The following is a 24,542-nucleotide window of genomic DNA, read 5'->3' on the forward strand; positions in this document are numbered from 1 at the left end:
CATGTCGGAGATCAGCGCACGCCGCCGCCGTGACGTCATCGACGCCGTGCGCCGCGGCACCGTTCCGCAGCACGGGCTTGACGTGATGGCCGTCGGCCTGACTAGGTTCGAGGCTGCGCTCGACGACGAGCTCGCCTCGGTCGAGTCCGGTGGCGCGGGGTTCAAGGCCGTTCGCGGAGAGTATGGATCGGGCAAGACGTTCGTGGCCCGCTGGCTCATCGAGCGCGCGAAGCGCCGTGGCTTCGCGACGAGCGAAGTGCAGGTCTCCGAGACCGAGACGCCGCTGCACCGCCTGGAGACGGTGTATCGCCGCATTGTCGAGAACCTGTCGACGGCCGAGGCGCCGCCGAGCGCGCTGCGTGACATCGTGGACGGGTGGTTCCACGTACTCGAGCAGGACGCCGTCGCCGCCGGTGCCAACCGTCTCTCGGAGGCCGAGGTCCAGGCGGCGGCGGACGGCCTGCTCGAGCGGAGGCTGCAGGCCGTTAGTCGTACCGCGCCGGCGTTCGCGACCGCGCTGCGCGGGTATCGGCGCGCGACTCTCGACGGAGACGTCGACCGCTCCGAAGGGCTGCTGGCTTGGCTGGGCGGTCAGCCGCACGTGGCCGCGTCAGTCCGGCGCCAGGCCGGGGTGCGCGGGGAACTCGACCACTTTGGTGCGCTCGGGTTCCTGCAGGGCCTCCTGACCGTGCTGCGAGACTCCGATTACAGCGGTCTCGTCGTCGTGCTGGACGAGGTGGAGACCCTTCAGCGGGTGCGGTCCGACGTCCGCGAGAAGTCACTCAACGCTCTACGGCAGCTTGCCGACGAGATTGACGCCGGCCGGTTTCCCGGCCTCTACCTCGTCATCACCGGAACGCCGGCGTTCTATGACGGCCCACAGGGCATGCAGCGGCTGCCTCCTCTCGCGCAGCGGCTCGCGGTCGACTTCACCACCGACGCCAGATTCGACAACCCTCGCGCACCGCAGATTAGGCTTCCGGGCTTTTCGCTCGACTCACTCGAGGAGCTCGGGTCCCGCGTTCGGGACATCTACGCCTCCGGTGCGGCCGCCCCGGACCGCGTCGAGGCGCTGGTGTCTGACGCGTACATCGCCGACCTGGCCCGCGGCGTTGCCGGACGCCTCGGCGACAAGGTGGGCATCGCACCCCGTCTCTTCCTCAAGAAGCTTGTCGGCGACGTGCTGGACCGGGTGGACCAGTTCCCCGACTTCGACCCACACCGCGACTACGCGCTGACGGTCACACCCACGGAGCTGACCAGCTCCGAGCGTGAGGCAGCCCATCTGGGAGCCCTGCCCGGGCGGTCCTCCAACTCGGTCGACGACATCGACCTCGACCTGCCGTGACAGGCCTGAACGACGCCGTTGCCCATCACGTCGTCAACACCCTCGGCTGGCCCGATCTGCGTCCCCTGCAGCGCAACGCGATCGCGCCCGTCACCGCCGGCGACGACTGTCTCCTGATTGCACCGACGGCTGGCGGCAAGACCGAAGCGGCGTTCTTCCCGCTGCTGTCACGCATGACCGACGAAGGCTGGCGTGGCCTCTCAGTGCTGTACGTCACGCCCCTACGCGCGCTGTTGAACAACCTGCACCCGCGCCTCGAGTCCTACGGTGCGTGGCTCGGCCGGCGCGTGGGTCTCTGGCACGGGGACGTGCCAGACGGCGAACGCCGCAGGATGCTCTCGGACGTTCCGGACGTGATCCTCACCACCCCGGAGTCGCTCGAGGCGATGCTCGTCTCGCGGCGGGTCGACCACCACGCGCTGTTCTCACAGGTGCGTGCGGTGGTAGTCGACGAGTTGCACGCGTTCGCCGGCGACGACCGTGGATGGCACCTGCTCGCGGTTCTGGAACGCGTCCAACGCTTGGCGGGCCGCCCGGTGCAGCGCATTGGACTGTCGGCGACGGTCGGGAACCCCGTCGAGATGCTGACTTGGCTCCAGGGCTCCCAGCACGGGCGTGCGTCCACCGTGGTCAGTGAACCGACAACCGACGTTCAGATGGACGTGACGCTCGATTACGTCGGATCCGTCGAGAACGCAGCTCACGTCATCTCTCAACTGCACCTCGGGGATAAGCGCCTGGTCTTCTGTGAGTCCCGTCGGCAGGCAGAGGAACTGGCGTTCGCGCTGCGTGAACGGTCCGTGACGACTTACGTCTCCCACTCGTCCCTGTCGGCCGACGAGCGACGTACCAGCGAACGGGCCTTCGCCGACGCTCGGGACTGCGTCATCGTCGCGACGTCCACGCTCGAGCTCGGTGTCGACATCGGTGATCTCGACCGCGTGATCCAGCTCGATGCGCCACGAACCGTTGCCTCGTTTCTGCAGCGGCTCGGGCGCACCGGTCGCCGCCCCGGAAGCGTGCGGAACATGCTGTTCCTGGCTACCGACTCGCCGTCGTTCCTGCGCGCCGCGGCCGTGCTCATTCTGTGGGGGCGCGGATTCGTCGAGCCGGTGGTCCCGCCACCGTCACCGCGCCACATCGCCGCCCAACAACTGCTCGCGCTTGCCCTGCAAGAGGGCCACTTCGGAGCCTCAACGTGGCGACGGTGGTGGGGCGACCTGGACGTGATGGCGGACGGTGACTCGATCCTCAGATACCTGCGTGAGCGGGGCTTTCTTGCCGAGGACGACGGCTTGCTCTTCGTCGGCCCCGCCACCGAACGCGAGTTCGGCCGGCGGTACTTCATGGACCTGCTGTCCTCGTTCACCAGCGCGTTCGAGATGCGCGTCGTCGCCGGGCGACGACAGATCGGCACCGTCTCACCGCTCGCAATCTCCGGAGGGCGCCAGCAGGAGGCGCGGCGGATTCTACTCGCCGGCCACGCGTGGCTCGTAGAGTCCGTCGACTGGGAGAGACACGAGATCCTCGTCAGCGAACAGCCCGAGCGTGCCCAGGTGCAGTGGCCGTCTGAACCGGTGCCCGAGTCGTTCGAGCTGTGCCGTGCGCAGCGGGACGTCCTGCTAGGAGCGACGCCAGACGTGCAGCTCTCCCGACGTGCGACCGACCGACTCGCGGCCGTTCGTGAGTCGATGGCACACGCTGTCGACCAGGACGCGCTCGTCGTTGAGCGCGCGCCGGCGGAGACTCGACTGTGGACCTGGGCGGGGTGGCGAGGCAACGCCACGCTGATCGCTGCGCTCGGGGGGTTCGACGCAACGTGTGACAACACCGTCATACGTCTGCCCGCGGCCGCGGATCCGGCGGCGATCCGCAAGGCGTCCGTCGAGGATGCGGTACCGCTCGTCGCGCAGGCCGCTGTTGAGGGGCTCAAGTTCTCGGCAGCGTTGCCGCTGAGCGTCGCGACTGCGACGCTCGCGGAGCGCCAGACGGACCGGGTCGGCGCGCATCTGGTCGTGGCGAGCCCGCTCGTGGTCCACCAGGCGCCGTCGTGAGCCATGGCGAACGGGCACAGCGCCGCTGCGCCTATCGGGTGAGATCAGCCCAGATGTCGCTGCTTCTCAGTACTGTTCCGCCATGGCCCAGCCGTCGAGGTACGAGCGAGCAGCTTGGGACGCCCTGCAGCGTCCGCGACCGCGCGTAGGAACCCGCGCCCTGCACGCGATCGGTGACACCGCAGTGCGCGGGGCGCAGGCGTTTGCGGCACGCGTCAACGACGCCGCGTCGGGAAACCCCGCTGTGGCCCGCGCGGCTAGCGCGGCCGGTCGCACGGCCCGCCGCGCGGCTAGCGCTGTACCCTACGGCGCCGCCCAGACGGTCAACCACTGGGGCGCGAGCGCCGTCGAGTCCGCTGAGAAGGCGCTCGCTGCCGCAGCCAGAGCCGGCCTCACCCCTGAGCGCGTCGTTGCCAAGCACCGACGCCAAGGACACCCTGTCGAGCTGCTCCTGGACGTGCGAGACCTCGATCTGCAGCAGGTCGACCTGGTGAAGGGCCGTGCGTTCAAGACGTACTACCCCGCGGTCGCAGCAACTACGGGTGCTGTCAGCAGCTTCGTGATTACCGGCAGCGAGCTCGCAGTACCGGTCTCCGCCGGTGCCGCGGTCGCTCCGGCCGGCGCCGTGATCGCGGGAGCCGTCGCCGCGGACGTCGCGGCGGTACTGGTGCTCGCCTCGCGAGCCGTGGGCCAGGTCGCGCTCGCGTACGGATACGACGCTTCCGATCCGACCGAGAAGGTCTTCGTTCTCTCGGTGGTCAACGCCGGCACCGCGATGTCCTCGTCGGCGAAGCTGGCCGCGGTCGCGGAACTGTCGGTACTGACCCAACACCTCTATCGCGGCGCCACGTGGAAGGTCATGGACTCCACGGTCACAAGGCTCTATACGCAGTTCGCGGCTCGTTTCGGTGTCCGGTACACGAAACAGGGGCTCGGGAAGCTCGTCCCCGGCCTGGGGATCGCGATCGGGGCGAGCTTCAACTGGACGACGCTCGAGGGCATCGTCGACGCGGCCGACCTGGCCTACCGGCGGCGCTTTCTGGTCGACAAGTACCCGTTCCTCGCCGATGACGCCGGCGAGCCTGCTTCGCCGGAGACGGATGTGGCGGACGCGCCGGATGTCGAGATCAGTGTGCTCGAAGAGCTCGCGCAGGCGGGTGGCCCCGACCTGCGCGAGCCGGAGATGGATCCGTCGCCGCGCTGACGGTCTGTTGAGCGGCGCACGCGCCAAGCCGCCAGCAGCGTTGCGCCCACCGGGTGGGTCGCGCGGGATCTCACCTCTCCGGAACGAGCCGGCTGCAACACTCCTTCGGTGACCTCCGACGAAGCATCGCTGCTGCTCCGCGGCATGGACCGGCTCCTCACCCGTGAGACGAACGTCAGCGACCTGCTGCAGTTGCTCACCGACAGCGATCCGCTGCCCTGGGCGGAAATCGTGGGTTGGGTGCCGGTCTCGTCGACGCGTGAGCAAAGGCTGGCCCGCGGCCCGGTGGCCGACCTGGTCCTCGAGGCCGACAACGGCGCACAGGCCGTGTTGGAACTGAAGATCGGGCACGTGCTGTCCAATACACAGCGCACCGCCTACGAGAACTACCGGGACGCCAGACCTGAGAAGCGGCATCTGGTGCTCCTGGCCCTGGCGACGGACGGTTCGGAGGTGGCGGGTGCCGACGGCTGGACCGTGCTGAGACTCTCCCAAGTCGCCGCTGCCTGGAGCATGTCGCTGAACTCTGCGGCGCGGGAGGTGGCCGCGCTCATGGCATCGACCCTCGGTGCGTGGGACACGATGCTCGAGGCGGTTCTCCTCCCCGGCAGCGACCCCCGCTCCGAACCTCTCGATGCACTGCGGTCGAAGTTTCTGGCGCGGGTCGTGTCCCGAGAGGTCGCGCGTCGCCTGCTCGGAGGCGCCTCGACCGTCGTGGATCTCTCGGAGTCTGGTGTCACCAGCGGGGGCGGCCTCGCTCTCGTGCAGGCATGGACCGAGCTCCAGGGTGACCCCCACCGGTGCCTTCTCGCCGAGGTGCGTTGGAAGCAGTTGGGTCAGCGCCTCGGTGTCGAGCTCCGGTTCGGCGTGGACTTCGGGGACGAGGAGCGCGAGACGCGGGAGAGCCGCGAGGCCGCGTGGCGCATGGCCAGGGCCATGTCCGACGCGATCACCGCCGACGCACTCCGCTCGCACCTCGCTTCGCACCTCCCCGAGCAGGTCGCCGCACTCCCCCCGGGGCGCTCCTCGCGCGGCGAGCCCGCCACGGGTTGGAACGACGTCGTCGAGCGAGGCTTCGCGTCGCCGAAGAACCCCGGCGGAGTTCCCGGGAACCGTCGATCGTTCCGCTGCGGTTTCGTGGGCGACGGAACGCGCAGATTCGAAGAGGCGGTCGCGCTCGACACATCGACCGTGACCGCCGGCGATCTTGTGGACCTGATTCGAGCGACCCTGGACCATCTCGTAGCGCACCTCCCCGAGGACTACGAGGAGCTCATCTGGGAGCCCAGAACGGTCACCGCTTGAATGGACCGATGCCCTAGGACGGCACGTCGCCTGGCGGGTCCGACTGAAGGACAGGACCCGGCCGGCGGCCGCGGCTGAAACAGCCCACGCGATGCCCGACGCCACCTCGTCGGCATTCGGAGCGGTTCCCTTGCGCAGCCCTACGCGAGAATCGCTGACTCGGCACGCCGACTACGTCAGGAGCGCGTCGAAGGCGGCTCCCACGACAGGGGCGAGCCGCCCTGCCTGTCGGTACCCAGCCATCAGGTCGACCGGATCGCGCCCGACTCGGAACACGCGGGCGTCGTCGAGGAGCGCTGCTACCGGTTCACCGCGACGCAAGATCAGCCACGTGCGCGACCAGGGTTCGCCGAACCATCCCGCAGCGGGCAACTCGCCCGCGGCTCGCCTGGCACCTTCAAAGAGCGCCAACCAGGCTTGCCGGTCGCGTCCCGAGCCATCGTCGTCACCAGCGCTGTCCAGGTGAGCTGAGCGCACCTCCCAGCGGTGCCGGTCGTCCAAGGTCGCGCGAAGCAGTTGTGCTATGGAGCGGTAGGTGAGCGCGCGTCGCGTCGTGACCGGCTGTGGGGACGGAGTCAGGTGCGCAAGTCGCTCAAGGCGCTTGACCATCTCGTGCGGGTCATCCTGCGCCATCACGTCCGCCCACGTGCCTGCCCCACAAGGCGCGGGCTGATGGACGTGCAAGGACCCAGTCCGGTTGAGGTCGATCACCGCGCCGCGTTCCGGGTGCCTGCCGTCCACGACCCCGAGGCAGTCGTACTGACCACCACCGGGGCGGTGCTCGTACAGGAAGAGCTGAGAGGAGCGCCTCACCAACTCGCTCCCCAGCCACCACGATTGCGCCTGAACGAACCGGTCAGCGATCGGGCGCTGCTCCGCGCTCATCGAACTCCCTCCTTTCGTCCTCCCAGACCGTACCGACCGACGAAGCCATCGTGCTGCGTACCGCCTGATGAGCTCGCCGTGCATGGGCGCCGTCGTCACGGTCTGCTGGACGGACAAGACTGCGGTCCCTGCTCCTGGGCGTCGCACATGTCGCGTGATCGCGCCTTGATCCTGCGCCGCTGCGAGGAGACGATTGCCACTGGCCGTGCCACAGGAGGGGTCGCGATGACGCATCTTCCCTGCACATCACATGCACATACTCGTGCAAAGACGCAGTTCAGCAGCCCGCTGACCAGGGACTACACCCAAGTCCCGACCAGCGATCAGGCTCTACTACGACGTGTGATCGTCAGGTGTCACGGCTGCTCCCGTAGCGCCTGACCCGCACGACCGGCGCCCCCGTCACCCTCGTGGTGGCGGGGGCGCCGCTTGTCCGCGACGACCGCGTGCGGACACCGCCGCCGGGCCGGCCCTTCGCGCGGGGCGTGCTCCGAGGCCGACCCCGTGGGGGCCCGCGCACGCCCGTCGCCGGACCGCCGGACTCGTGCTGCCCCGGGGCACCGGCGGGTCCGGCTGCTCCCCCGCCGTCGACCTCGGCCCGGCTCAGGCCGGCAGGGGCGGGTGGCTGGCGAGGACCTTGCCGAGGAGACGGATGAGGTCCTCGCGCTCCTCGGCGGACAGGGCGGCGAGCAGTTCGGCCTGGACCGCGTCGGCGTGGTCCTGGATCTCGCCGAGCGTCTCCCGGCCCGCCGGCGTGATGGTGACGACGTTCCGCCGCCGGTCCCCGGGGTCGGGCTCCCGGCTCACGGATCCGTGACCCTCGAGCCGGACGACGATGCCGTTGACGTTGTTCCGGTCCAGTCCGAGGACACGCCCGATCTCCGCCTGGCTCAGCGGCCCGTTCTCGTCGAGCGCGGACAGGACCGCGAAGTCGGACCGCACCTCGAGCGGCATCCGGGAGGCGGTCAGGCGCGTCCCGATCGTGGCGAGGCGACCCGCCTGCCAGCTCACGAGGGTCCGCAGTGCCCGGGGCGGTCTCGGCTCGTCGCGCATGCCTCGAGCATAGCGGTTGGCCGAACCAACGATCCACCGCTATCGTTGGTGGCACCAACATCATCGCACCGAGGAGCCGACCATGATCCAGAACCCGTCCGTGCACGACCTGTCCGGTCGACGCGTCCTCGTGCCCGGTGGCACCGGCGGCGTCGGGGAGGGCGTCGTCCGCGCGTACCTCGAGGCGGGCGCCGACGTCGTCGTGCCCACCCGTTCGGATGCCCGGGGGGCCGATCTCCGGACCGCTCTCGGCGCCGTCGGCACGTCCCCGCTGCTGCACCTCCCCACGCACGACTACACGTCCTTCGCCGGCGCGGAGGAGCTCGGCCGCCAGATGACCGAGCGGCTCGGCGGCATCGACGACGTCGTCGTCCCCGTCGGCGGGTGGTGGCAGGGAGGGCGGCTGAAGGACGTCGACGAGGACGACTGGGCGAGCGCCTTCACCGAGCTCGCCACGGCGCACATGGCCTTGGCGCGGGCGATCGTCCCCCGGCTCAGCGGCGCCGGGGCGTACACCGTGGTGGTCGGGCAGTCCGCCGGCCTCCCGGTGCCCGGCAGCGGGCTGGTCAGCATGGAGCAGGCCGCGGTGCTCATGATGCAGCGGGTCCTCGCCGCGGAGTCACCGGACCGGCGCATCCACGCCCTCGTGCTCGGGCCCGTCCGGACGCGCTTCGTCGACGGCGACCCGGCGTGGGTGTCATCGGCCCAGATCGGGGCCACGGCCGTCGCGCTGTCCGTCGCCACCGACGGGAGCAGCCGCTCCGTCTCCCTGGGGTCCGCCGCGGAGGCACGGGTGGCCCTCCGCGACCTCGTCCCGGCGGCCTGACACCGAGGGGCGTCTCCCACCCGGGAGGCGCCCCTGGCCGCGCCGGACGCGAGCCCGCTGCGGTGGCCGTGTCCCCGCGGTGCGGCAGAGTGGTCCGGTGAGCAGCGAGGTGACGGCCCCCCGGATGCGTCCGGAGCCGAGCATCGCGCACCTGGACGCCGACGCGTTCTTCGCGTCGGTCGAGCAGGCGCAGCGCCCCTCGCTGCGCGGGCGGCCCGTCCTGGTGGGCGGCACGGGACCGCGCGGCGTCGTCGCGGCCGCCTCCTACGAGGCCCGCGCGATGGGCGTGCGGTCGGCGATGTCGATGGAGAGCGCCCGGCGGGCCTGCCCGCGGGCGACGGTCGTGGTCCCCCGGTTCGACGCGTACAGCGCGTTCTCGGAGCGGATCATGTCCGCGCTGCGCGAGCTCACCGACGCGGTCGAGCCGCTGAGCATCGACGAGGCGTTCGCCGACCTCGGGGCGCTGCGGCCGGGTCCCGGCGGCTGGCCCGAGGTCGCCCGCGCGCTGCGGGAGCACGCCGTCGAGCTGGCCGGCGTGCCGGTCTCGGTCGGGATGGGCCGGTCCAAGCTGGTCGCGAAGCTCGCGTCGGCCGCGGCGAAGCCCGCCGGGGTCGTGGTCGTCGCTCCCGGGGACGAGGACGCGTTCCTGCTGCCGATGCCGGTGCGGTCGCTGTGGGGCGTGGGGCCGGTGTCCGCGGAGCGGCTGGAGAAGATCGGCGTCCGGACGGTCGAGGACCTGCGGGGCCAGCCGCTGGACACCCTGACGATGGTGCTGGGCGAGGCCGCCGGGACCAACCTGTTCCGGGTCGCGCGCGGGTGGGACGACCGGCCCGTGGCCGAGACCCGCGAGCGGAAGTCGGCCGGCGCCGAGCACACGTTCGAGCGGAACCTGCACGGCCGGGCCGAGGTCGCGGCGCAGCTGCCGGCCGTCGTCGACCAGGCGTTCGCGCGTCTGGAGCGGCACGGCGGCGCAGCGCGGACGGTCACCGTCAAGGTGCGGTTCGCCGGGTTCAGCACGGTGTCCCGGTCCGTGACGCTGCCGTCGCCGACCGCGGACCGCGCGGCCCTGGCGGAGGCGGCGGGCCGGGCGCTCGAGCTGGTCGACCTGGTCGAGCCCGTGCGGCTGCTCGGTACGTCGTTCCACGGGCTGTCCGAGCACGCGCAGCTGATGCTGGACCTCGCCGCACCCCCGACCCCCGAGGACGGACGGGACGACGCGGCACCGGACGACGCGGCACCGGACGACGCGGCGGCGGGCGACGGCGCGACGCTCCGCCCGGTCGCCCGGCGCCGGCGCGGCCGGCTGCGGCACGCGGATGCCGTGCCCGGCCTCGACGTGCGGCACCCCGAGCACGGCCGCGGCTGGGTGGTGAAGGCGCGCGACGACGGCCGGGTCGCGATCCGGTTCGAGACCGCCGCCACGGGCCCGGGCCGGCAGCGCGTGCTCGACCCCGGGGTCGAGGAGATCGAGCTGGTCGGGGCCCTCGGGCCGGACGGCGTCGAGCTGCCCGAGCAGTAGCCGCCCCTCGACCGGGCGCGTCCCGGCCTGGTACGACTGCGGGCACCGCACCGGCACGACCGCCGCCGGCAGAGGAGGAGCGATGAGGTTCGACGTCAAGAAGGACCGCGCGGACCTGTACCGGCCGGGGACGGCGGACTTCGTCGAGGTGGACGTCCCTCCCACGACGTACCTGGCGGCCGACGGGCACGGCGACCCGAACACGGCGCCCGCGTACGCCGCGGCCGTCGGGGCGCTGTACGCCGCCGGGTACGCGACGCGGGCGGCGCTGCGGGCCCGGACCGGTGACGACTTCGTGGTCGGCCCGCTGGAGGGGTTGTGGACCAGCGAGGACCCAACCGCGTTCACCGCACGGGCGAAGGCCGAGTGGGACTGGACGATGCTGATCCCGCTCCCGGAGGCGGTGGACGCGACGGACGTCGCGGACGGGCTGTCCGCCGCGGCCGCGGCGAAGCCCGACCTGCCCGTGGGCGAGGTGCGGCTGCTCCGGCTGCACGAGGGGCGGTCGCTGCAGGTCCTGCACGTCGGCCCGTACGACGACGAGGGCCCGACGCTCGCCCGGCTGCACCACGAGGTCATGCCGGCCCGCGGGCTCACCTGGAACGGCCCGCACCACGAGATCTACCTGGGCGACCCGCGCCGGGCGGCGCCGGCCGCGCTGCGCACGGTGCTGCGGCAGCCGGTGCGGCCCAGCTGAGCCCGGTCGCCCGGAGCGGGTGATGCCGCCCGGGACCGGCGGCTCCTAGCGTCGGACCACCGGGCGGACCGCGGCGGCCCCGGGCGGGACGCCGCCGGCCGCGACGTGCGAGGAGAGGGAGTCGATCCGCATGACCCAGACCCGCGTGGGCGAGACCCGCAGCACGGTGGCGGTGGGATTCACCGTGTTCGCCGGCACCATGATGATCGTCATCGGCATCCTGCACGCGATCCAGGGCATCGTCGCCCTGGCGAACGACACCTTCTACGTCGTGGGCCAGGAGTGGACGTTCTCCCTCGACGTCACGACGTGGGGCTGGGCGCACCTGATCCTCGGCGTGCTCGTCGCCTTCGCCGGGTTCTTCGTGTTCCAGGGCGCCGTCTGGGCGCGCGCGATCGGCGTGGTCGTCGCGGCGGTCAGCGCGATCGTGAACTTCGCCTGGCTTCCGTACTACCCGGTGTGGGGCATCATCGTGATCGTGCTCGACGTCTTCGTCATCTGGGCGCTGACGGCGCACGGCCGGGACGTCGTGGCCTGAGCCGGAGCACGCGCCGCCGGAGAGGACCCGCATGCCCGTGCTCGTCGAGACCGCCCGTCCCGACGAGGCGGTCGCCTGCGCGCAGGTCCTCACCGAGGCGCTGGGCGACGACCCGGTGATCCGCGCCATGGTGCCGGTCACGCGGGACCGCGCCGCCCGCCTCACCGCGCTGCACGCGGCCCAGCTGCGGTCCGGTCCCCTGCTCGACGGCACCGTCGACGTCGCCCGGGCCGAGCCGGGCGGCCCGGTCCTGGGCGTGGCGATGTGGGAGGCGCCGGGCCGGGGCGCGCACCGGCGGGCCCGGCTCCGGCAGCTGCTGCCGACGGTGCGCGCGGTGGGCCTGCGCCACCTGCCCCGGACCGTCGCGCAGCTCGCGCGGTACGAGCGGCACCGACCCCGCCGCCCGCACTGGTACCTGGCCGACGTGGCGGTGTCCGCGAGCGCCCGCGGGCTGGGCGTGGGCTCGGCGCTGCTGGCGCACCGGCTGGCCGAGGTGGACCGGTCGGGGCTGCCCGCGTACCTGGAGGCGACCACGGACGGCTCCCGCCGGCTCTACGAGCGGTTCGGCTTCCGGCCTCTCGGTCCGGTGCCGGTGCGCGGACCCCGGCCGACGGCGATGCTCCGCGAGCCGCCGGCGTGACGCCCACCTGGTCCCCGGCCGAGCTGGCCGCCCTGGACGCCGCGGTCGAGCTCGAGATCGCCGTGCGCGGCGCCGACGGCGTCCTCGGGCCCTGGACGCCGGTCTGGGTGGTCCGGGTCGGGACCGGCGCGTACGTGCGGAGCTGGCACCGCCGGGAGAGCGGGTGGTTCGGTCGGGCCGTCCGCCTGCGCCGGGCGCGGGTCCGCGTCCCGGGGCTCGTCGCGGACGTGACCGTCGACGACGTCGGTGGCGATGACCCCGGCCTGCGTGCGGCGGTGGACGCGGCGTACCGGGTGGCGTACGGGGACCAGGCCGCCGCGTCGATGGTGACCGCCGGCGCCGCGGCGACGACGCTGCGGCTGGACCCGGACCGGTGACAGGGCCGCGGGCCGGTCAGCGGCCGATCCGCACGTGCTCCCGCGCGGCCAGGTGGCGGGCGAGGGCGTCGGCGCTCGTGGCGGTCGCGAGGTAGCCCAGGTACCCGTCGGGGCGGACCAGGGCGGTGCCGTCGTGCCCGATGCCGTACCGCTCGGCGACCACCCCGCCGGGGTCGACCAGCACCGGGCCGCGGGCGCCGTCCGGCGCAGAGGGCGCAGGGGGCGTAGACGGCGTAGGGGGTTCCGGGAGGACCGGCACCACGGTCCCGAGGTCGCCGACGGCGCGGCGCAGCCGCTCGTGCGCCCCGCGGTCCAGGCACGTGGTCAGCACCAGGTGCCCGGGCCGGCGCAGCAGGTCGCCGACCCAGGCCGCGGACCCGTCGGGGTGCCGCAGGCCGGGCACGTCGGGTGCGTGGTCGCCCGGCGCGACCTGCCGCGTGCCGCCGTCGCTGCCGACGGCCGGGCTCCCCCGGTACCGCACGCGCACCTCGGCCAGGGTCGTCGCGACCGCCCCACCCACGCCGGGCACCTGCCCGATGAGCAGCAGGGCCAGGTCGCGCAGGTGCCCCCGGACGCCGTCGGTGGCCAGGAGGTGCGTGAGGCGGGTGGTCTGCCGCACCACCGCGGAGCCGACGGGGTACCGCTCCGCGTGGTAACTGTCCAGCAGCGCCGCACCGGCGCGGCCGGTGCTGACCAGGGCCAGCTTCCACGCGAGGTTCACCGCGTCCTGCATGCCGGTGTTCATCCCCTGCCCGCCGGCGGGGCTGTGCACGTGCGCCGCGTCGCCGGCCAGCAGCACCCGGCCGTGCCGGTACCGGGCGACCTGCCCGTGGCGCACCTCGAACCACACGAGCCACCGCGGGTCGTCCAGGTCCCAGCCCGCTCCCATCCGCTCGGCGACCAGGCGCCGCGTCTGCTCCAGCGTCGGGGTGTCCCCCGGGCCCGGAGCGGGGACCTGGACCAGGAACCGGGTGCGGCCCTCCGGCATCGGGAACGCCCCGGCCACGCCGTCGCGCCCCGCGTACATCCGGATGGTGTCGGGGGTCGGCGCCGCGTGCGTGGCGACGTCGGCGAACAGGAAGTGCTCACCGTGGAACACGCCCTCGATCCGGTCGCCCACCGCGGCACGCACCCGGCTGTGCCCGCCGTCGGCACCGACCAGCCAGGCGAACCGCTCGCGCGCGAGCCCCGACGCGGAGGCGAGCGTCACGGTGACCCCGTCCTCGTCCTGCTCCAGGTCCGCGAGCTCCACCCCGCGCTCGACGAGCACGCCGAGCCGGGCGGCCAGGTCCGCGAGCACCTGCTCGGTGCGTGGCTGCGGGACGTCGAGCGCCCGCGGGTACCGGGAGTCGATGCCGAGGGTCGGGGCGCGCAGGCGGACGGTGCCCTCGTCGCCGGAGCGCACCTCGACGCCGGTGATCGGCACCGCCTGGGCGGCGAGCTCGTCGAGCACGCCCATCGCGGCCAGGTGCTCCTGCGTGCGGGCGTGCACGACGACGGCCCGCGACTGGGTGGTCGGCTCGGGCAGCGCGTCGACCACCCGCACCCGGGCGCCCTGGCGCACCAGCTCGCACGCCGCCGTCAGGCCCACGGGCCCGGCACCGACGACGAGCACGCCCGGTCGCGCCACGTCCCCTCCTCGCGGTCGGGCCGCGGTGGTCCGCGAGCGCCCCGACCACCGTGGCCGCCCCGCCCCGGAGCGGTCCTCATCCTCGGCGGGTGACCCCCCGGCGGCCGGGTGCGGGAGCAGGATGGGCGGGTCGGTGCCGACACCCCTCCAGGAGGTCACCATGGGCTTCAGCGACGTCCGTGGCTCGCGCGGCGCGCGCCAGCCGTCCGGCCCGGTCCTGCGCCTGGTCAACCGGATGTCCGTCGGGCGGCTCCGCCGTCGTCGCGACGGGCGGATGATGGGCATGGACGCCCTGGTGCTGACCACCGTCGGCCGGACGTCGGGCGAGCCGCGCTCCACCCCGGTGGCGTGGTTCGCGGACGGCGACGCGTGGGTGGTGGTGGCCTCGGCGGCGGGCGCGCCGGCCAACCCCGCCTGGTACCGGAACCTCGCGGCGCACCCGGACCGCGTGACGATCGAGGTGGGCGGCGAGACGATCCCGGTGACGGCGCAGGAGCTGCACGGCGCCGAGCGGGACGCGACGTGGCAGCGGGTCGTCGCGACGGCGCCCCGGTTCGCGGGGTACGAGACGAAGACGGACCGGGTGCTGCCGGTCGTGCGGCTCACGCGCCGGAGCTGACGGCGGACCGGGCCGGGGCGGGCCGGGGCGCGCCGGACCGGGCAGGGCCGCGTGCACCGGGAGGGCGCGACGCACCCGGTGCACACTGACCGGCGTGGAAGGCGCCCGCCGACCCGCGCCGGGGCTCGGGCTCGGCGTCGAGCTGAGCCAGCACGGTGCGCTGACGCCCGTCGCCCGGCAGCTGCTCGACGTCCTCGCCGCCACGCAGGCCGACGTGGACGGGCTGGTCGACGCCCGGGTGGCGGCGAACCCGCTGCTCGTCCGGGGTCCGCCCCGCCGGTGCCGGTGGTGCGCCTCCCCGCTGCGCGCCGGCCGGTGCCCGACGTGCAGCGGCTCCGGCACCGGCGCCGGCCCGCCGGCCCCCGACGACGCCGCCCCCGAGTCCGTGCGGGAGCGGGTGCGCCTGGACGCCCGGGCGCTCGTCCCGCCCGGCGCGGAGGCCGACGTGGACGCGGTGCTCGCGCTGCTGGACGACCGGGGGCTGCTGCCGGCCGACGTCCCGGTCCCCCGGACCGGCCGGTGGGCCGTCGCGCTCGACGCCGTGCGCGCCGCGGCCCCGGCGGGCACCGCGGAGCGGGGGCTGCCCGCCAGCCTCGTGGCGCAGGCGCGCTGGCAGGTCGCGCACGGCGCGCCGGACCTCGTGCTGGTGCTGGTCCGCGACCACCTGGACCGGATCGGGTCGCCGGACCTGGCCCGACGGGTCGGCGCACCCGCCGCCGAGGTCGACGCCGCCGTGCACCTGGTCCGGACGCGCCTCACGCCGGCGCCGCTGCCGACCGCCGGCCGCGACGAGCCGACGGTGCCGCCCGACGTCGTCGTCCGGGAGGTCGGCGGCCGGCTCGAGGTGGCGGCGCTCGGCCCGGAGGACCTCGGGCTCGCCGTCGACCCCGAGCTGGCGGCGCTCGCGCTCGACCCCGCGTCGCAGGCGTGGCGGGACGGCCACCTGGAGGAGGCGCGCCGGGTGCTGTACCTGCTGGGCCGGCGCGCGGACACCCTGCACCGGGTCGCCGCCGTCGCCGTCGAGGTCCAGGAGGAGTTCGTCCGGCGGGGCCGCGTCGCGCACCGGCCGCTGACCCGCGCGCAGGTCGCCGAGCGGCTCGGCGTGCACCCGTCGACGGTGTCCCGGGTCGTGCACGGGGCCGTCGTCGCGCTGCCGGGACGGCGAGTGCTGCCGCTGGCGGCGCTGTTCGGCACGGCGGAGAGCGCCCGCGAGCAGGTGGTCGCGCTGTTCGCCTCGGCCGACCCGCCGCGCACGGACGCCGAGGCCTGCCGGGTCCTCGCCGCGCGCGGACTGCACCTGGCCCGCCGGACGGTCGCGCACTACCGGGCGACGGACCCCGCCCGGGCCGCGGGACGGGCGGCGCGCTGACGAAGCCGCCTTCGCGCCCGGGCGGCCCGCGCGGAAGCGGGCTTCGGCCCCGGCGCCGGTGCGGCGGGTTCCCGCGGCCCGGCGGGCGTGGCACGGAACGTGCAGGTACCTCAGCACGCGAGTCCGCGAGTCCGCTGCGGTGGAAGGGGATGTGCCCATGCACGACATCGACCGGGCCCTGTTCGAGGTGGGCCAGGAGAGCGCCTGGGAGGGCGAGCAGGAGGAGGAGCTGATCGGCGAGACCGAGATGGGCCTGGCCACCGAGCTGCTCGAGGTGACCTCCGAGCAGGAGCTCGACCGGTTCCTCGGCGACGTGCTGCGCGGCGCGGTGCGCGCCGGCACGGCGTTCGCGTCGTCCGACGCCGGACGCGCCGTCGGCGGGCTGCTGAAGACCGCGGCGAAGCAGGCTCTGCCGCACGTGGGGCGGGCGCTCGGCGGCGCGGTGCCCTGGCTGGGGGCCGACGTCGGCGCCAAGGCCGGCGGCTTCCTGGCGAACCGGCTGGAGGCCGAGCTCGAGGGGCTGTCCCAGGAGGACCGCGAGCTCGAGGTGGGGCGGGCGTTCGTGCGGTTCGCCGACGAGACGGCGCGCACCGCGGCGGCGGCGCCGCCGGGCACGCCGCCCCAGGTGGCCGCGCAACGAGCGGCCCTGGTCGCCGCGCGCCGGAACCTGCCCCCGCTCGCCCCCGTGATCGCGGGCATGCGACCGCCGTCCTCGGCCGGGCCGACCCGTCCGGGCGGCCCCCGCCGCCGCAGCGGCCGCTGGGTGCGCCGCGGCCAGAACATCGTCCTGCTCGACGCGTGAGGAGAAGGTCATGAGCCACCAGACGGAGTGGGAGTCGCCCCTGCAGGAGTGGGAGCTGCCCGGTGAGGCCGAGTGGTCCGGCGAGCAGGAGGGCGAGCACGAGTACGCCGGCGAGTACGAGGGCGAGGGCCAGGACGAGGGCGAGGCGGAGGGTGAGGGCGAGAGCGAGGACGAGCTCGCGTACGAGCTGCTCGAGATCACCTCCGAGGAGGAGCTCGACCAGTTCCTCGGCAAGCTGGTCAAGGGCGCGGGGAAGTTCCTCGGCTCCGGCGTCGGGAAGGCCCTGACGGGCGCTCTCAAGAAGGTCGCGAAGGTCGCGCTGCCCGTGGTGGGCACCGCGATCGGCAGCTTCGTGGCGCCGGGGGTCGGGAGCGCGATCGGCGGCAAGCTCGGTTCGATGGCGTCCAGCCTGCTGGAGGCCGAGGAGCTCGAGGCGCTCGGCGAGGAGGAGGCGGAGCTCGAGGCGGCGCGGCGGTTCGTGCAGCTCGGCCGCGCGAGCGCGCGGTACGCGTCGAACGCGCCGCGCTCGGTCCCGCCGGACGTCGTCGCCCGCAGCGCGACCGTCGCCGCCGCACGGCGGTACGCCCCGTCCCTGGTGCGGTCCTCGACCCCCGGGTGGCGCGACCGCCGGTCCTCGCGCCTGGGGCGGCCGTCCGGGGGCCGCCCGCAGCGCGCGGCGTCGTCCGGGTACGGCACCCGCGGCCGCTCGTCCTCCGGCGGCGGCGCGCCGTACGGCAGCGGCGCACCGTACGGCGGGGGCGCGCAGCGTCGTCGTCCGCAGGGTGGCCGGCGGCGGCAGGCGCCCTGGTCGTGGCCCAGCACCCCCGCGTGGGGCGTGTGGGGCGGCGACGCGTGGCCCGTCGCGCCCGCCTGGGCCGGCCCCGCCGCGCCGTGGGACGACGACGGCGGCGCGCCGTGGGACGACGACGACGCCGGGACGGGGTTCGAGTTCGCATGAGCACCGCCCGCGCCGCCGCCGCCGCGATCCCGTCCGGCAGCCCGTCCGGCACCGCGTCCGGCACCGCGTTCGCCACCGCGCTCGTCACGCAGGAGGCCGAGGCGCTGCTGGTGCGCCTGGACCGGCTGCGGCCGTTCGTGATGACGGAGACGATGGTGCTCGCGGCGGCGCTGCCGTACCCGGCGCACCGGGCCGTCGAGCGGTTCCTGCACGTGGGCCGCACGGCGCTGCGCGGCGAGGTCGAGGGGTTCCTCGACTGGCTCGCCGGGCCCGGTGCGGCCGCGCCGGCGTGGGAGCAGCAGCGGCGGTTCGTCGCGATCCGGATGCACTTCAACGACGTCCTGTCGCAGCTCGACGTGTTCGCGGAGGTGGTCACGCAGCGCAGCGAGCAGGGCACCGGCGTCTGGCTGTCGGGCCTCGACCGGCTGGCGGCGGACGCCGTGCAGCTGCCGGGCTCCCCCGTCGAGCCGCCGCCGCTGGTCTGCTACCTGGCGCGCGGCGCGGGCGCGGCGATCCGCCGGGCGCGGACGCGGCTGCCCGGCGGGCGGCTGTCGCCGGTGGCGATCATCCGGGTGCCGCGCGAGCGGATGGTCGGGCACGGCGTGGCGTCGTCCCTGATCCACGAGGTCGGGCACCAGGTGGCCGCCCAGCTCGAGCTGGTGCCCTCGCTGCAGGACGCGGTGCGGCGGCGGCGGTCCCGGGCCGGCCCGCAGGAGCAGGCCGCCTGGGACGGCTGGCACCCGACGGTGTCGGAGTGCGTCGCGGACCTGTGGTCCGTCGGGAAGCTCGGCATCTCCTCGACGCTCGGCCTGCTGGCGGTCGTGAGCCTGCCGCGCGCCCTGACGTTCCGCCCGCCGCACGGCGACCCGCACCCCATGCCGTACGTGCGCGTGCTGCTGTCGGCGGCGATCGGCCGCGCGTTCTACCCGCACCCGCAGTGGGACGCCCTGGTCGAGGCGTGGAAGGCCTGCTACCCGGTGCGGGACGTCCCGCCGGCGCTGCGCGCCGACATCGCGCGGCTCGAGGGCACGGCGGACGCGTTCGCCGGCCTCATGGCGGAGCACCGGCCGCCGGCGCTCGGCGGGCGCGCGATCGCCGACGTCCTGCCGCTCGCGACGCGCACACCGCCGCGGCTGCTCGCGCTGCGGCACGCGTGGGGGGACGACCTGGGCCTGCTGGCCCGCCGGCCGCCCACCCTCGTGTTCGCCGTGATGGGCCAGGCCCGTGCCGCCGGGCTGGTCCCGGCGCACCAGGAGTCCGCCGTGCTCGCGGACGTGCTGGCCGCGTGGGCGGTCCGGTCGTCCATCGACGTCATGTCCCGCCCGCACCCCGATCCCCCGCGCCCCGCGGCACCCGTCGCGACCAGCGCCCAGCCCTGAAGGGAAGTCCGATGGTCAAGATCCAGACACCCCGGTTCGCGGACGGGAAGGTGGCGTTCGTCGTCACGGAGCTGACCCGCAGCCGCACCTACACGCTGCGGGTCACCGGCCCGGCGGAGTTCGGCACGGCCGAGCGGGAGTTCCGGGCCGACAACCGCGCCGCGGCGGCCCCCGCCGTCGACTTCGACGACCCGCCGGCAGGACGCTACGTCGCACGCGTCCTGGAGTCCCGGGACGACGTCGACACCGTCGTCGCCGAGCGCTCGTTCCACGCGGTCGGCCCGGCGGCCGACGACGACGACCGCGAGCCGCCGACCCGCGTCCAGCTGTCCCGGACCGCGACCGCCCGCACGCCCGACACCGTCCTGACCGACGAGATCATGCGCGTGACCCGGGCCCGCGAGTTCCGGGCCTACCAGGCGTTCGTGAACGACGCGCTGCTCCGCGAGACCGGCGGCGCGTTCTCGTCCCAGGCGTACGAGGTGATCATCCGGGCGACCCGCGAGTTCCTGGCGCAGGACACGACCTCGATCATCGACCCCACGGGCACCTACCTGCGCAACGGGAACCTGCCGTACCTGGAGAACGTGGCGTCCCGGTACCCCGACGCCCGCGGCGGGCAGCTGCCCGCGGACGTGGTCGCCGACATCGACGAGGAGCTGCTGGACCGGCCCGCCCCGGTCGAGCTGATCTGGACGTACTGGCTCGAGGAGTCCGGCTTCCACCAGGTCCTGAACCACGTGCTCGCCCGGTTCCAGAACCGCCGCCTTCCCCGCGGCTCGGACGCGCTCACCCGGTTCTCGCTGAGCTACCTGCGGCCGCTGCGCAACCTGCTCTACACGTGGGGCGACCACGAGATCGACCGGCTCACGGTCCGGCGGCGCGCCGCGGAGTACCAGTACGAGTACGGCCTGGACCTGATCGGCCGCGCCGTCCCGGGGTCGCTGCGGTACGTCGAGCGGCGCAGCCAGTTCCTCGAGTCGTTCCACACGCTGCTGCACGAGGCGCTGGTGTTCTACCGCCTGGACGACGACACGACCGTGGTCGCCGACGGGTTCCCGATGCTGAACGCCCTGCGGGACACGCACCGGGTGCTCGCCGAGGGCGCGGAGAACCAGTTCGACGGCGTGGCGCTGCAGTCCCGGGTGGAGGCGATGGCGATGCAGCTCGTGCTCGCCCAGCCGGAGATGCGGGAGTTCCTCGGCGGCCGCCCGATGGTGCCGTACGACGAGCCGTGGATGGACCGCGTCGACACCATGCGCACCCTGCTCGGCTGGGGCGACACCTCGGTCACGCACTTCCACGAGCTCGCGGTGCACGGCGAGCAGCTCGTGATGACGGTGCGCTGGGGCGACTGGTCCCAGGCCGGCCTCACGGCGGACTCCGCCGCGAACTGGGCGCGGCTGATGCGGGACGTCGTGCACCGGTACGTGCACGCCTACCGCACCGTGACCGGCGTCGACCTGCACCAGGGCGTCGACGCCACCATGCCGGCGGTGCTGCTGGCGCAGCGCAACCGGGCGCGGCAGCGGGCCTGAGGCGGTGCGGCGTGCTCGACCTGACGTCCTCCCTGTTCCTGGGCCTGCACCACCCCGCGCCGGGCGGTCCCGGCACCGGGGGGTGGACGTCGCTCACGACGGGCCGGGCGGCGGCGCTCGGCGAACCGGTCGCGGCCACCCGCGTCGCCGCCCGCGTCGCCGCCCTGCTCGGCTCCCCCGCCGGGGTCGTGCACCGGTCCGCCCTGCACGCGCTCGTGGACGTCGTGGACGTGCTCGCACCGACGACCGTCCTGGTCGACGACGCGGCCTACCCGCTGGTCCGCGTCGCCGCCGGGTCAGGGCCGGGACCGGTGCACGGGTTCCGGCACCACGACGTCCGCGACGCCGGGCGGCTGCTGGCGGGGGCCGGACCGCGGCCGCTCGTGGTGACGGACGGCTGGTGCGCCGGGTGCAACCGCCCGGCCCCGCTGGCCGCCCTGGAGCGGGTGGTGCGCGCGGCGGGCGGCACGCTCGTCGTCGACGACACCCAGGCGTTCGGGGTGCTCGGGCCCGGCGGGTCGGGCACGTGGCGGTGGTCCGGCGGCCGGCCCGCCGCCGCCGTGCAGGTGGTCTCGCTGGCCAAGGGGCTCGGCGCGCCGCTCACCGTGACGGCCGGGCCGCGGCCGGTGGTGGCCCGGCTGGCCTCGCACGGCACCCGGTGGCACGCGAGCCCGCCGACCGCGGCCGACCTGCGCGCCGCGGACCGCGCGACCGACCCGCGGGCGGTCCCGGCCGTCGACGCGCGCCGGCGGTGGTTGTGGTGGCTCGTCCGCCGGCTGCTGGCCGGGGTGCGCCGGCTCGGCCTGCAGGTCGCCGGGCTGCCCTTCCCCGTGGTGCACGTGGGCGGGTCGCACCTGGACCCCCTCGCCGCGGCGGGAGCCCTGCGGCGGCACGGCGTCCGTGCGCTCGTGCTGACGCCGGCGTGCCGGCCCGTGCCGACGCTGACGCTCGTGGTGACCGCGGACCGGACCCCCGCCGACCTCGACCGGGTGCTGCACGTCCTCGCGAGGAGCGACCGGTGATCGTCGACGCGCACTGCCACGCCGGGCTGGGCGACGTCATGCCCGACCCGCTCGGGGACGCACGGCCGGACGCCGCGCTGCGCCGGTACGCCCGCCGCGCCCGCGCGGCGGGGATCGGGCACACCCTGCTGATGGCACCGCCCTCGGACGACTACCCGGCCGCGAACCGGCGGGTCGCCCGCCTGGTCCGCGCCGCCCCGCGCCGGTGGACCGGCGTGGTGTTCGTCGGCACCCGGGCGGACGCCGGCCGGATCGGGGCGATGGTGGCCACCGCCGTGGACTCCTGGGGGTTCCGCGCGATCAAGGTGCACTGGCGCGACGGGCCGATGTCCGACGAGGTCGCCCGCGCCGCCCGGGCCCGCGCGCTGCCCGTCGTGCACGACCCCGGCGGGGACGTCGACCAGGTCGGGTACTTCGCGGCGCGGTACCCCGACGTCGCCTGGGTCGTCCCGCACCTGTCGTCGTTCGCGGACGACTGGCGGGCGCAGGTGCGGTTCGTGGACCTGCTCACCCGCCGGCCGAACGTGCTGACCGACACCTCCGGCGTCCGGTACGTCGACGTGCTGCTCGACGCCGTCCGGCGTGCGGGGGCCGACAAGGTGCTGTTCGGCAGCGACGGCCCCTACCTGCACCCCGGCGCCGAGCTGGCGAAGGTCCGCGGGCTCGGCCTGCCGCCCGAGGACTTCGCGCTCGTCACGTCGGGCAACGTGCGCCGGCTGCTCGCCGGCGTCCGCCGCACCGCACCCGTCCCCGCCTGACCGCGGCACCCGACCGCACCGATCGCACCGACCCGAGGAGCACTCATGGCCACCACGACGACGTCCCGCGACCGGGTGATGCTCCCGCCGCCCCCGCTCGCGACCAGCGGCGCACCCCGCTACGGCGGCGGCGTGCGCGGGTTCGCGGAGGTGAAGCCGCACAACATCGCCGGCATCCGGGACGGGCTGGCCGACATCCGCACCCGCCAGGCCCGCACGCCGTACCCGCAGGCGTTCCTGCTCACGTACCGGCACGAGCCGGGCGACCGCGCCCCGCGCACCGTCACCGCGTACCTGCTGGTGCCGCGCCCGGGCGCCGGGTCCGCGCCGCCGCCGATGCCGCCGGTCGGCGGCGAGGTGGCGTGGCTGGCGTCGCTGGGCCGGTGGTTCGCGCTGAGCCGGGCGCCGCTGGTCCTGCCCGCGCACGCGGAGCCGCGGTGGGCGGGCGACATCGGGCCGCAGGCGCGGGGGTCGGTGGTGGAGCCGCTGGTCCGGTACGCGTTCTTCCGGTTCGGCGACTACAAGCGCGCCCGGGACCTCACGCACGCCAAGCAGCCGCACCAGCGCGGTGCCGACGTGGCGTGGCGGGAGATCGCCGAGTTCTTCTACGAGCTCGCCTCGGAGCTGGGGCCGTCGCGCTGATCGCGGTCCAGCGCCGCCGACCGGTAGTCGAGCGCGCGGCGGCTCACGCCCAGCAGCCGCGCGGCCGCCGCCTTGTCGCCGCCGGGCTCGAGCGCGACGCGGGTCGCGACGTCCGCGGTGCGGGCCTTGAGCTCCTGCAGCCCGAGGCCCGCCCGCAGCGCGGCGCGCACGGCGACGTCCAGCTGCCGCTCCCACGTCGGGGCACCGGGTGCGGGGCCGGTCTCGACGGGGGCGGACGGTGCCGGCCGGTCCTCGGGCGGCAGGTCGCCGGGGGTCACCGGGCCGCCGCCCACGTGCCGCGCCGACACCCGCGCCGCCAGCTGCCGCAGCTCGCGGACGTTGCCGGGCCAGTCCCGGACCCGCAGCGCCTCGGCGACCTCGGGGGCGACCTCGGGCCCGTCGGGCACCTCGGCGCCGGGGCGCCGGGCACCGCGCCGGTCGTCGGCGCGCTGCTCGGCGAGGAAGTGCCGGAACAGCGGCAGGACGTCGTCCGGGCGCTCGCGCAGGGGCGGCACGCGCAGCGTCGTCGCGGCCAGCCGGTGGTACAGGTCCGTGCGGAACCCGCCGGCGCGCAGGTCCCGGTTGGTCGCGGCGACCAGGCGGAAGTCGGTGCGTCGGCGCCTGCTCCCGCCGACCGGCTGGTACGTCCCCTCCTGCACCACCCGGAGCAGCGCCGCCTGCAGCTCCGCGGGCAGCTCGCCGACCTCGTCCAGGAACAGCGTGCCCCCGTCGACCCGGGAGAACGCGCCCTCGTGCGCGGTGGTGGCGCCGGTGAAGGCGCCCCGCTCGTGCCCGAAGAACTCGCTGCCGGCGAGCGTCGGGACCACGGTCGTGCAGTCGAGCAGCACCAGCGCGTGCTCCCGCCGCCGCGGGTCCACCCGGTGCACGATGCCGGCGGCGACCTCCTTGCCCGCGCCCGTCTCGCCGACCAGCAGCACCGGCGCCGCCGACCAGCGCGCGACCTCCACCAGGTCCCGCAGGAACAGGCGCCAGCGGGCCGAGCCGCCCACGACGCCCGCCCGCGCCTGCTCGGCGCCGACCAGGGCGTCCACGTCGTCCCACCGGGCGAGCCGGTCCAGCACCGGCCGCAGGTCCTCCCCGTCGAGCCGGACGACGTCCGCCGCGCCGCACGCCAGCAGGACCCACGGGTCGACGGCCGCGCCGGGCGCGACGGCGACGAGCACCCGGCCCGGCGCCCCGACGAACCACGCCGGGTCGCACCCGCCCCCCGCGTCCCCGACCACGACGACGCCCGGCTCGCCGCCCGGGGGCGCACCGCCGGCGTCCCGCAGGCCCGCCGCGACCAGCCGTCCCCGCATCGTCGCGGAGCCCGGCGGCGCGAGCAGGAACCATGTCATGTCGCCCCCGTCCGCCCGCAC

At 75.0% G+C, this 24,542-nt stretch carries 23 protein-coding genes; 19 read left to right on the forward strand and 4 right to left on the reverse strand.

Annotated elements, in window-relative coordinates:
- Position 1: 1 nt before the first annotated feature.
- The 4 genes from brxD (at position 2) to AC1050_RS03845 (ending at position 5,911) form a co-directional block, all read left to right on the forward strand.
- Positions 2–1,348: a BREX system ATP-binding protein BrxD gene (brxD, locus tag AC1050_RS03830; protein ID WP_482386048.1), complete on the forward strand. Its 1,347-nt coding sequence runs from the start codon at positions 2–4 to the stop codon at positions 1,346–1,348.
- Positions 1,345–3,402: a DEAD/DEAH box helicase gene (locus AC1050_RS03835; RefSeq protein WP_482386049.1), complete on the forward strand. Its 2,058-nt coding sequence runs from the start codon at positions 1,345–1,347 to the stop codon at positions 3,400–3,402. Before brxD ends, AC1050_RS03835 begins: the two co-directional genes overlap by 4 nt.
- Positions 3,403–3,484: 82 nt before the next feature.
- Complete coding sequence (locus tag AC1050_RS03840; protein ID WP_482386050.1) at positions 3,485–4,606, forward strand: EcsC family protein; 1,122 nt, start codon at positions 3,485–3,487, stop codon at positions 4,604–4,606.
- 108 nt (positions 4,607–4,714) lie between these two features.
- Entirely contained in the window at positions 4,715–5,911 is a 1,197-nt protein-coding gene (locus tag AC1050_RS03845) for a hypothetical protein (RefSeq protein WP_482386051.1), read from the forward strand.
- Between the two features lie 171 nt (positions 5,912–6,082).
- Here AC1050_RS03845 and AC1050_RS03850 read toward each other — a convergent pair whose 3' ends face one another.
- Together AC1050_RS03850 and AC1050_RS03855 are read right to left on the reverse strand one after the other, a co-directional pair.
- Complete coding sequence (locus tag AC1050_RS03850) at positions 6,083–6,796, reverse strand: TY-Chap2 family putative peptide chaperone (protein WP_482386052.1); 714 nt, start codon at positions 6,794–6,796, stop codon at positions 6,083–6,085.
- A gap of 603 nt (positions 6,797–7,399) precedes the next feature.
- Positions 7,400–7,849, reverse strand: a complete 450-nt coding sequence (locus AC1050_RS03855) for a MarR family winged helix-turn-helix transcriptional regulator (RefSeq protein ID WP_482386053.1) — start codon at positions 7,847–7,849, stop codon at positions 7,400–7,402.
- An 82-nt stretch (positions 7,850–7,931) separates the two neighbouring features.
- Between AC1050_RS03855 and AC1050_RS03860 the strand changes: the two genes are divergently transcribed.
- The 6 genes from AC1050_RS03860 (at position 7,932) to AC1050_RS03885 (ending at position 12,446) form a co-directional block, all read left to right on the forward strand.
- Positions 7,932–8,675 (forward strand): SDR family oxidoreductase, encoded by a 744-nt coding sequence (locus AC1050_RS03860; RefSeq protein ID WP_482386054.1) that lies wholly within the window; start codon positions 7,932–7,934, stop codon positions 8,673–8,675.
- A gap of 97 nt (positions 8,676–8,772) precedes the next feature.
- Positions 8,773–10,194, forward strand: coding sequence for a DNA polymerase IV (locus AC1050_RS03865; RefSeq protein ID WP_482386055.1), 1,422 nt, complete (start codon positions 8,773–8,775; stop codon positions 10,192–10,194).
- Between the two features lie 82 nt (positions 10,195–10,276).
- Positions 10,277–10,891 (forward strand): GyrI-like domain-containing protein, encoded by a 615-nt coding sequence (locus AC1050_RS03870; RefSeq protein WP_482386056.1) that lies wholly within the window; start codon positions 10,277–10,279, stop codon positions 10,889–10,891.
- A 130-nt stretch (positions 10,892–11,021) separates the two neighbouring features.
- Positions 11,022–11,429, forward strand: coding sequence for a DUF7144 family membrane protein (locus AC1050_RS03875; protein WP_482386057.1), 408 nt, complete (start codon positions 11,022–11,024; stop codon positions 11,427–11,429).
- A 31-nt stretch (positions 11,430–11,460) separates the two neighbouring features.
- The gene (locus AC1050_RS03880) at positions 11,461–12,069 is read left to right on the forward strand and encodes a GNAT family N-acetyltransferase (protein WP_482386058.1); all 609 of its coding nucleotides are present in this window, start codon (positions 11,461–11,463) and stop codon (positions 12,067–12,069) included.
- The gene (locus AC1050_RS03885) at positions 12,066–12,446 is read left to right on the forward strand and encodes a DUF2255 family protein (protein ID WP_482386059.1); all 381 of its coding nucleotides are present in this window, start codon (positions 12,066–12,068) and stop codon (positions 12,444–12,446) included. The genes AC1050_RS03880 and AC1050_RS03885 overlap by 4 nt, the downstream gene beginning before the upstream one ends.
- A gap of 16 nt (positions 12,447–12,462) precedes the next feature.
- On the opposite strand, the gene AC1050_RS03890 is transcribed toward AC1050_RS03885, so the two are convergent.
- Positions 12,463–14,076, reverse strand: a complete 1,614-nt coding sequence (locus AC1050_RS03890) for an FAD-dependent monooxygenase (RefSeq protein WP_482386060.1) — start codon at positions 14,074–14,076, stop codon at positions 12,463–12,465.
- A gap of 133 nt (positions 14,077–14,209) precedes the next feature.
- On the opposite strand from AC1050_RS03890, the gene AC1050_RS03895 reads away from it, so the two are divergent.
- From AC1050_RS03895 to AC1050_RS03935, 9 genes are all read left to right on the forward strand, one after another.
- Positions 14,210–14,695 carry a nitroreductase/quinone reductase family protein gene (locus AC1050_RS03895; RefSeq protein ID WP_482386061.1) on the forward strand — a complete coding sequence of 162 codons (486 nt, stop codon included), beginning with the start codon at positions 14,210–14,212 and terminating at the stop codon, positions 14,693–14,695.
- Positions 14,696–14,789: 94 nt separating this feature from the next.
- Positions 14,790–16,064 (forward strand): RNA polymerase factor sigma-54, encoded by a 1,275-nt coding sequence (locus tag AC1050_RS03900; protein WP_482386062.1) that lies wholly within the window; start codon positions 14,790–14,792, stop codon positions 16,062–16,064.
- A 157-nt stretch (positions 16,065–16,221) separates the two neighbouring features.
- Positions 16,222–16,866, forward strand: a complete 645-nt coding sequence (locus AC1050_RS03905; RefSeq protein WP_482386063.1) for a hypothetical protein — start codon at positions 16,222–16,224, stop codon at positions 16,864–16,866.
- A 10-nt stretch (positions 16,867–16,876) separates the two neighbouring features.
- On the forward strand, positions 16,877–17,824 hold the full coding sequence (locus AC1050_RS03910) for a hypothetical protein (RefSeq protein WP_482386064.1): 948 nt from the start codon (positions 16,877–16,879) through the stop codon (positions 17,822–17,824).
- Entirely contained in the window at positions 17,821–19,203 is a 1,383-nt protein-coding gene (locus tag AC1050_RS03915; RefSeq protein WP_482386065.1) for a hypothetical protein, read from the forward strand. Before AC1050_RS03910 ends, AC1050_RS03915 begins: the two co-directional genes overlap by 4 nt.
- Positions 19,204–19,214: 11 nt before the next feature.
- Complete coding sequence (locus AC1050_RS03920; RefSeq protein ID WP_482386066.1) at positions 19,215–20,741, forward strand: hypothetical protein; 1,527 nt, start codon at positions 19,215–19,217, stop codon at positions 20,739–20,741.
- A gap of 11 nt (positions 20,742–20,752) precedes the next feature.
- Complete coding sequence (locus tag AC1050_RS03925; RefSeq protein ID WP_482386067.1) at positions 20,753–21,763, forward strand: aminotransferase class I/II-fold pyridoxal phosphate-dependent enzyme; 1,011 nt, start codon at positions 20,753–20,755, stop codon at positions 21,761–21,763.
- Entirely contained in the window at positions 21,760–22,521 is a 762-nt protein-coding gene (locus AC1050_RS03930; RefSeq protein WP_482386068.1) for an amidohydrolase family protein, read from the forward strand. The genes AC1050_RS03925 and AC1050_RS03930 overlap by 4 nt, the downstream gene beginning before the upstream one ends.
- 45 nt (positions 22,522–22,566) lie before the next feature.
- Positions 22,567–23,163, forward strand: coding sequence for a hypothetical protein (locus tag AC1050_RS03935; RefSeq protein ID WP_482386069.1), 597 nt, complete (start codon positions 22,567–22,569; stop codon positions 23,161–23,163).
- Here AC1050_RS03935 and AC1050_RS03940 read toward each other — a convergent pair.
- Positions 23,127–24,521: a sigma 54-interacting transcriptional regulator gene (locus AC1050_RS03940; protein ID WP_482386070.1), complete on the reverse strand. Its 1,395-nt coding sequence runs from the start codon at positions 24,519–24,521 to the stop codon at positions 23,127–23,129. The two genes, AC1050_RS03935 and AC1050_RS03940, sit on opposite strands and share 37 nt — an antisense overlap.
- Positions 24,522–24,542 lie beyond the last annotated feature (21 nt).

Source organism: Cellulomonas sp. NEAU-ZC6, assembly GCF_056844425.1.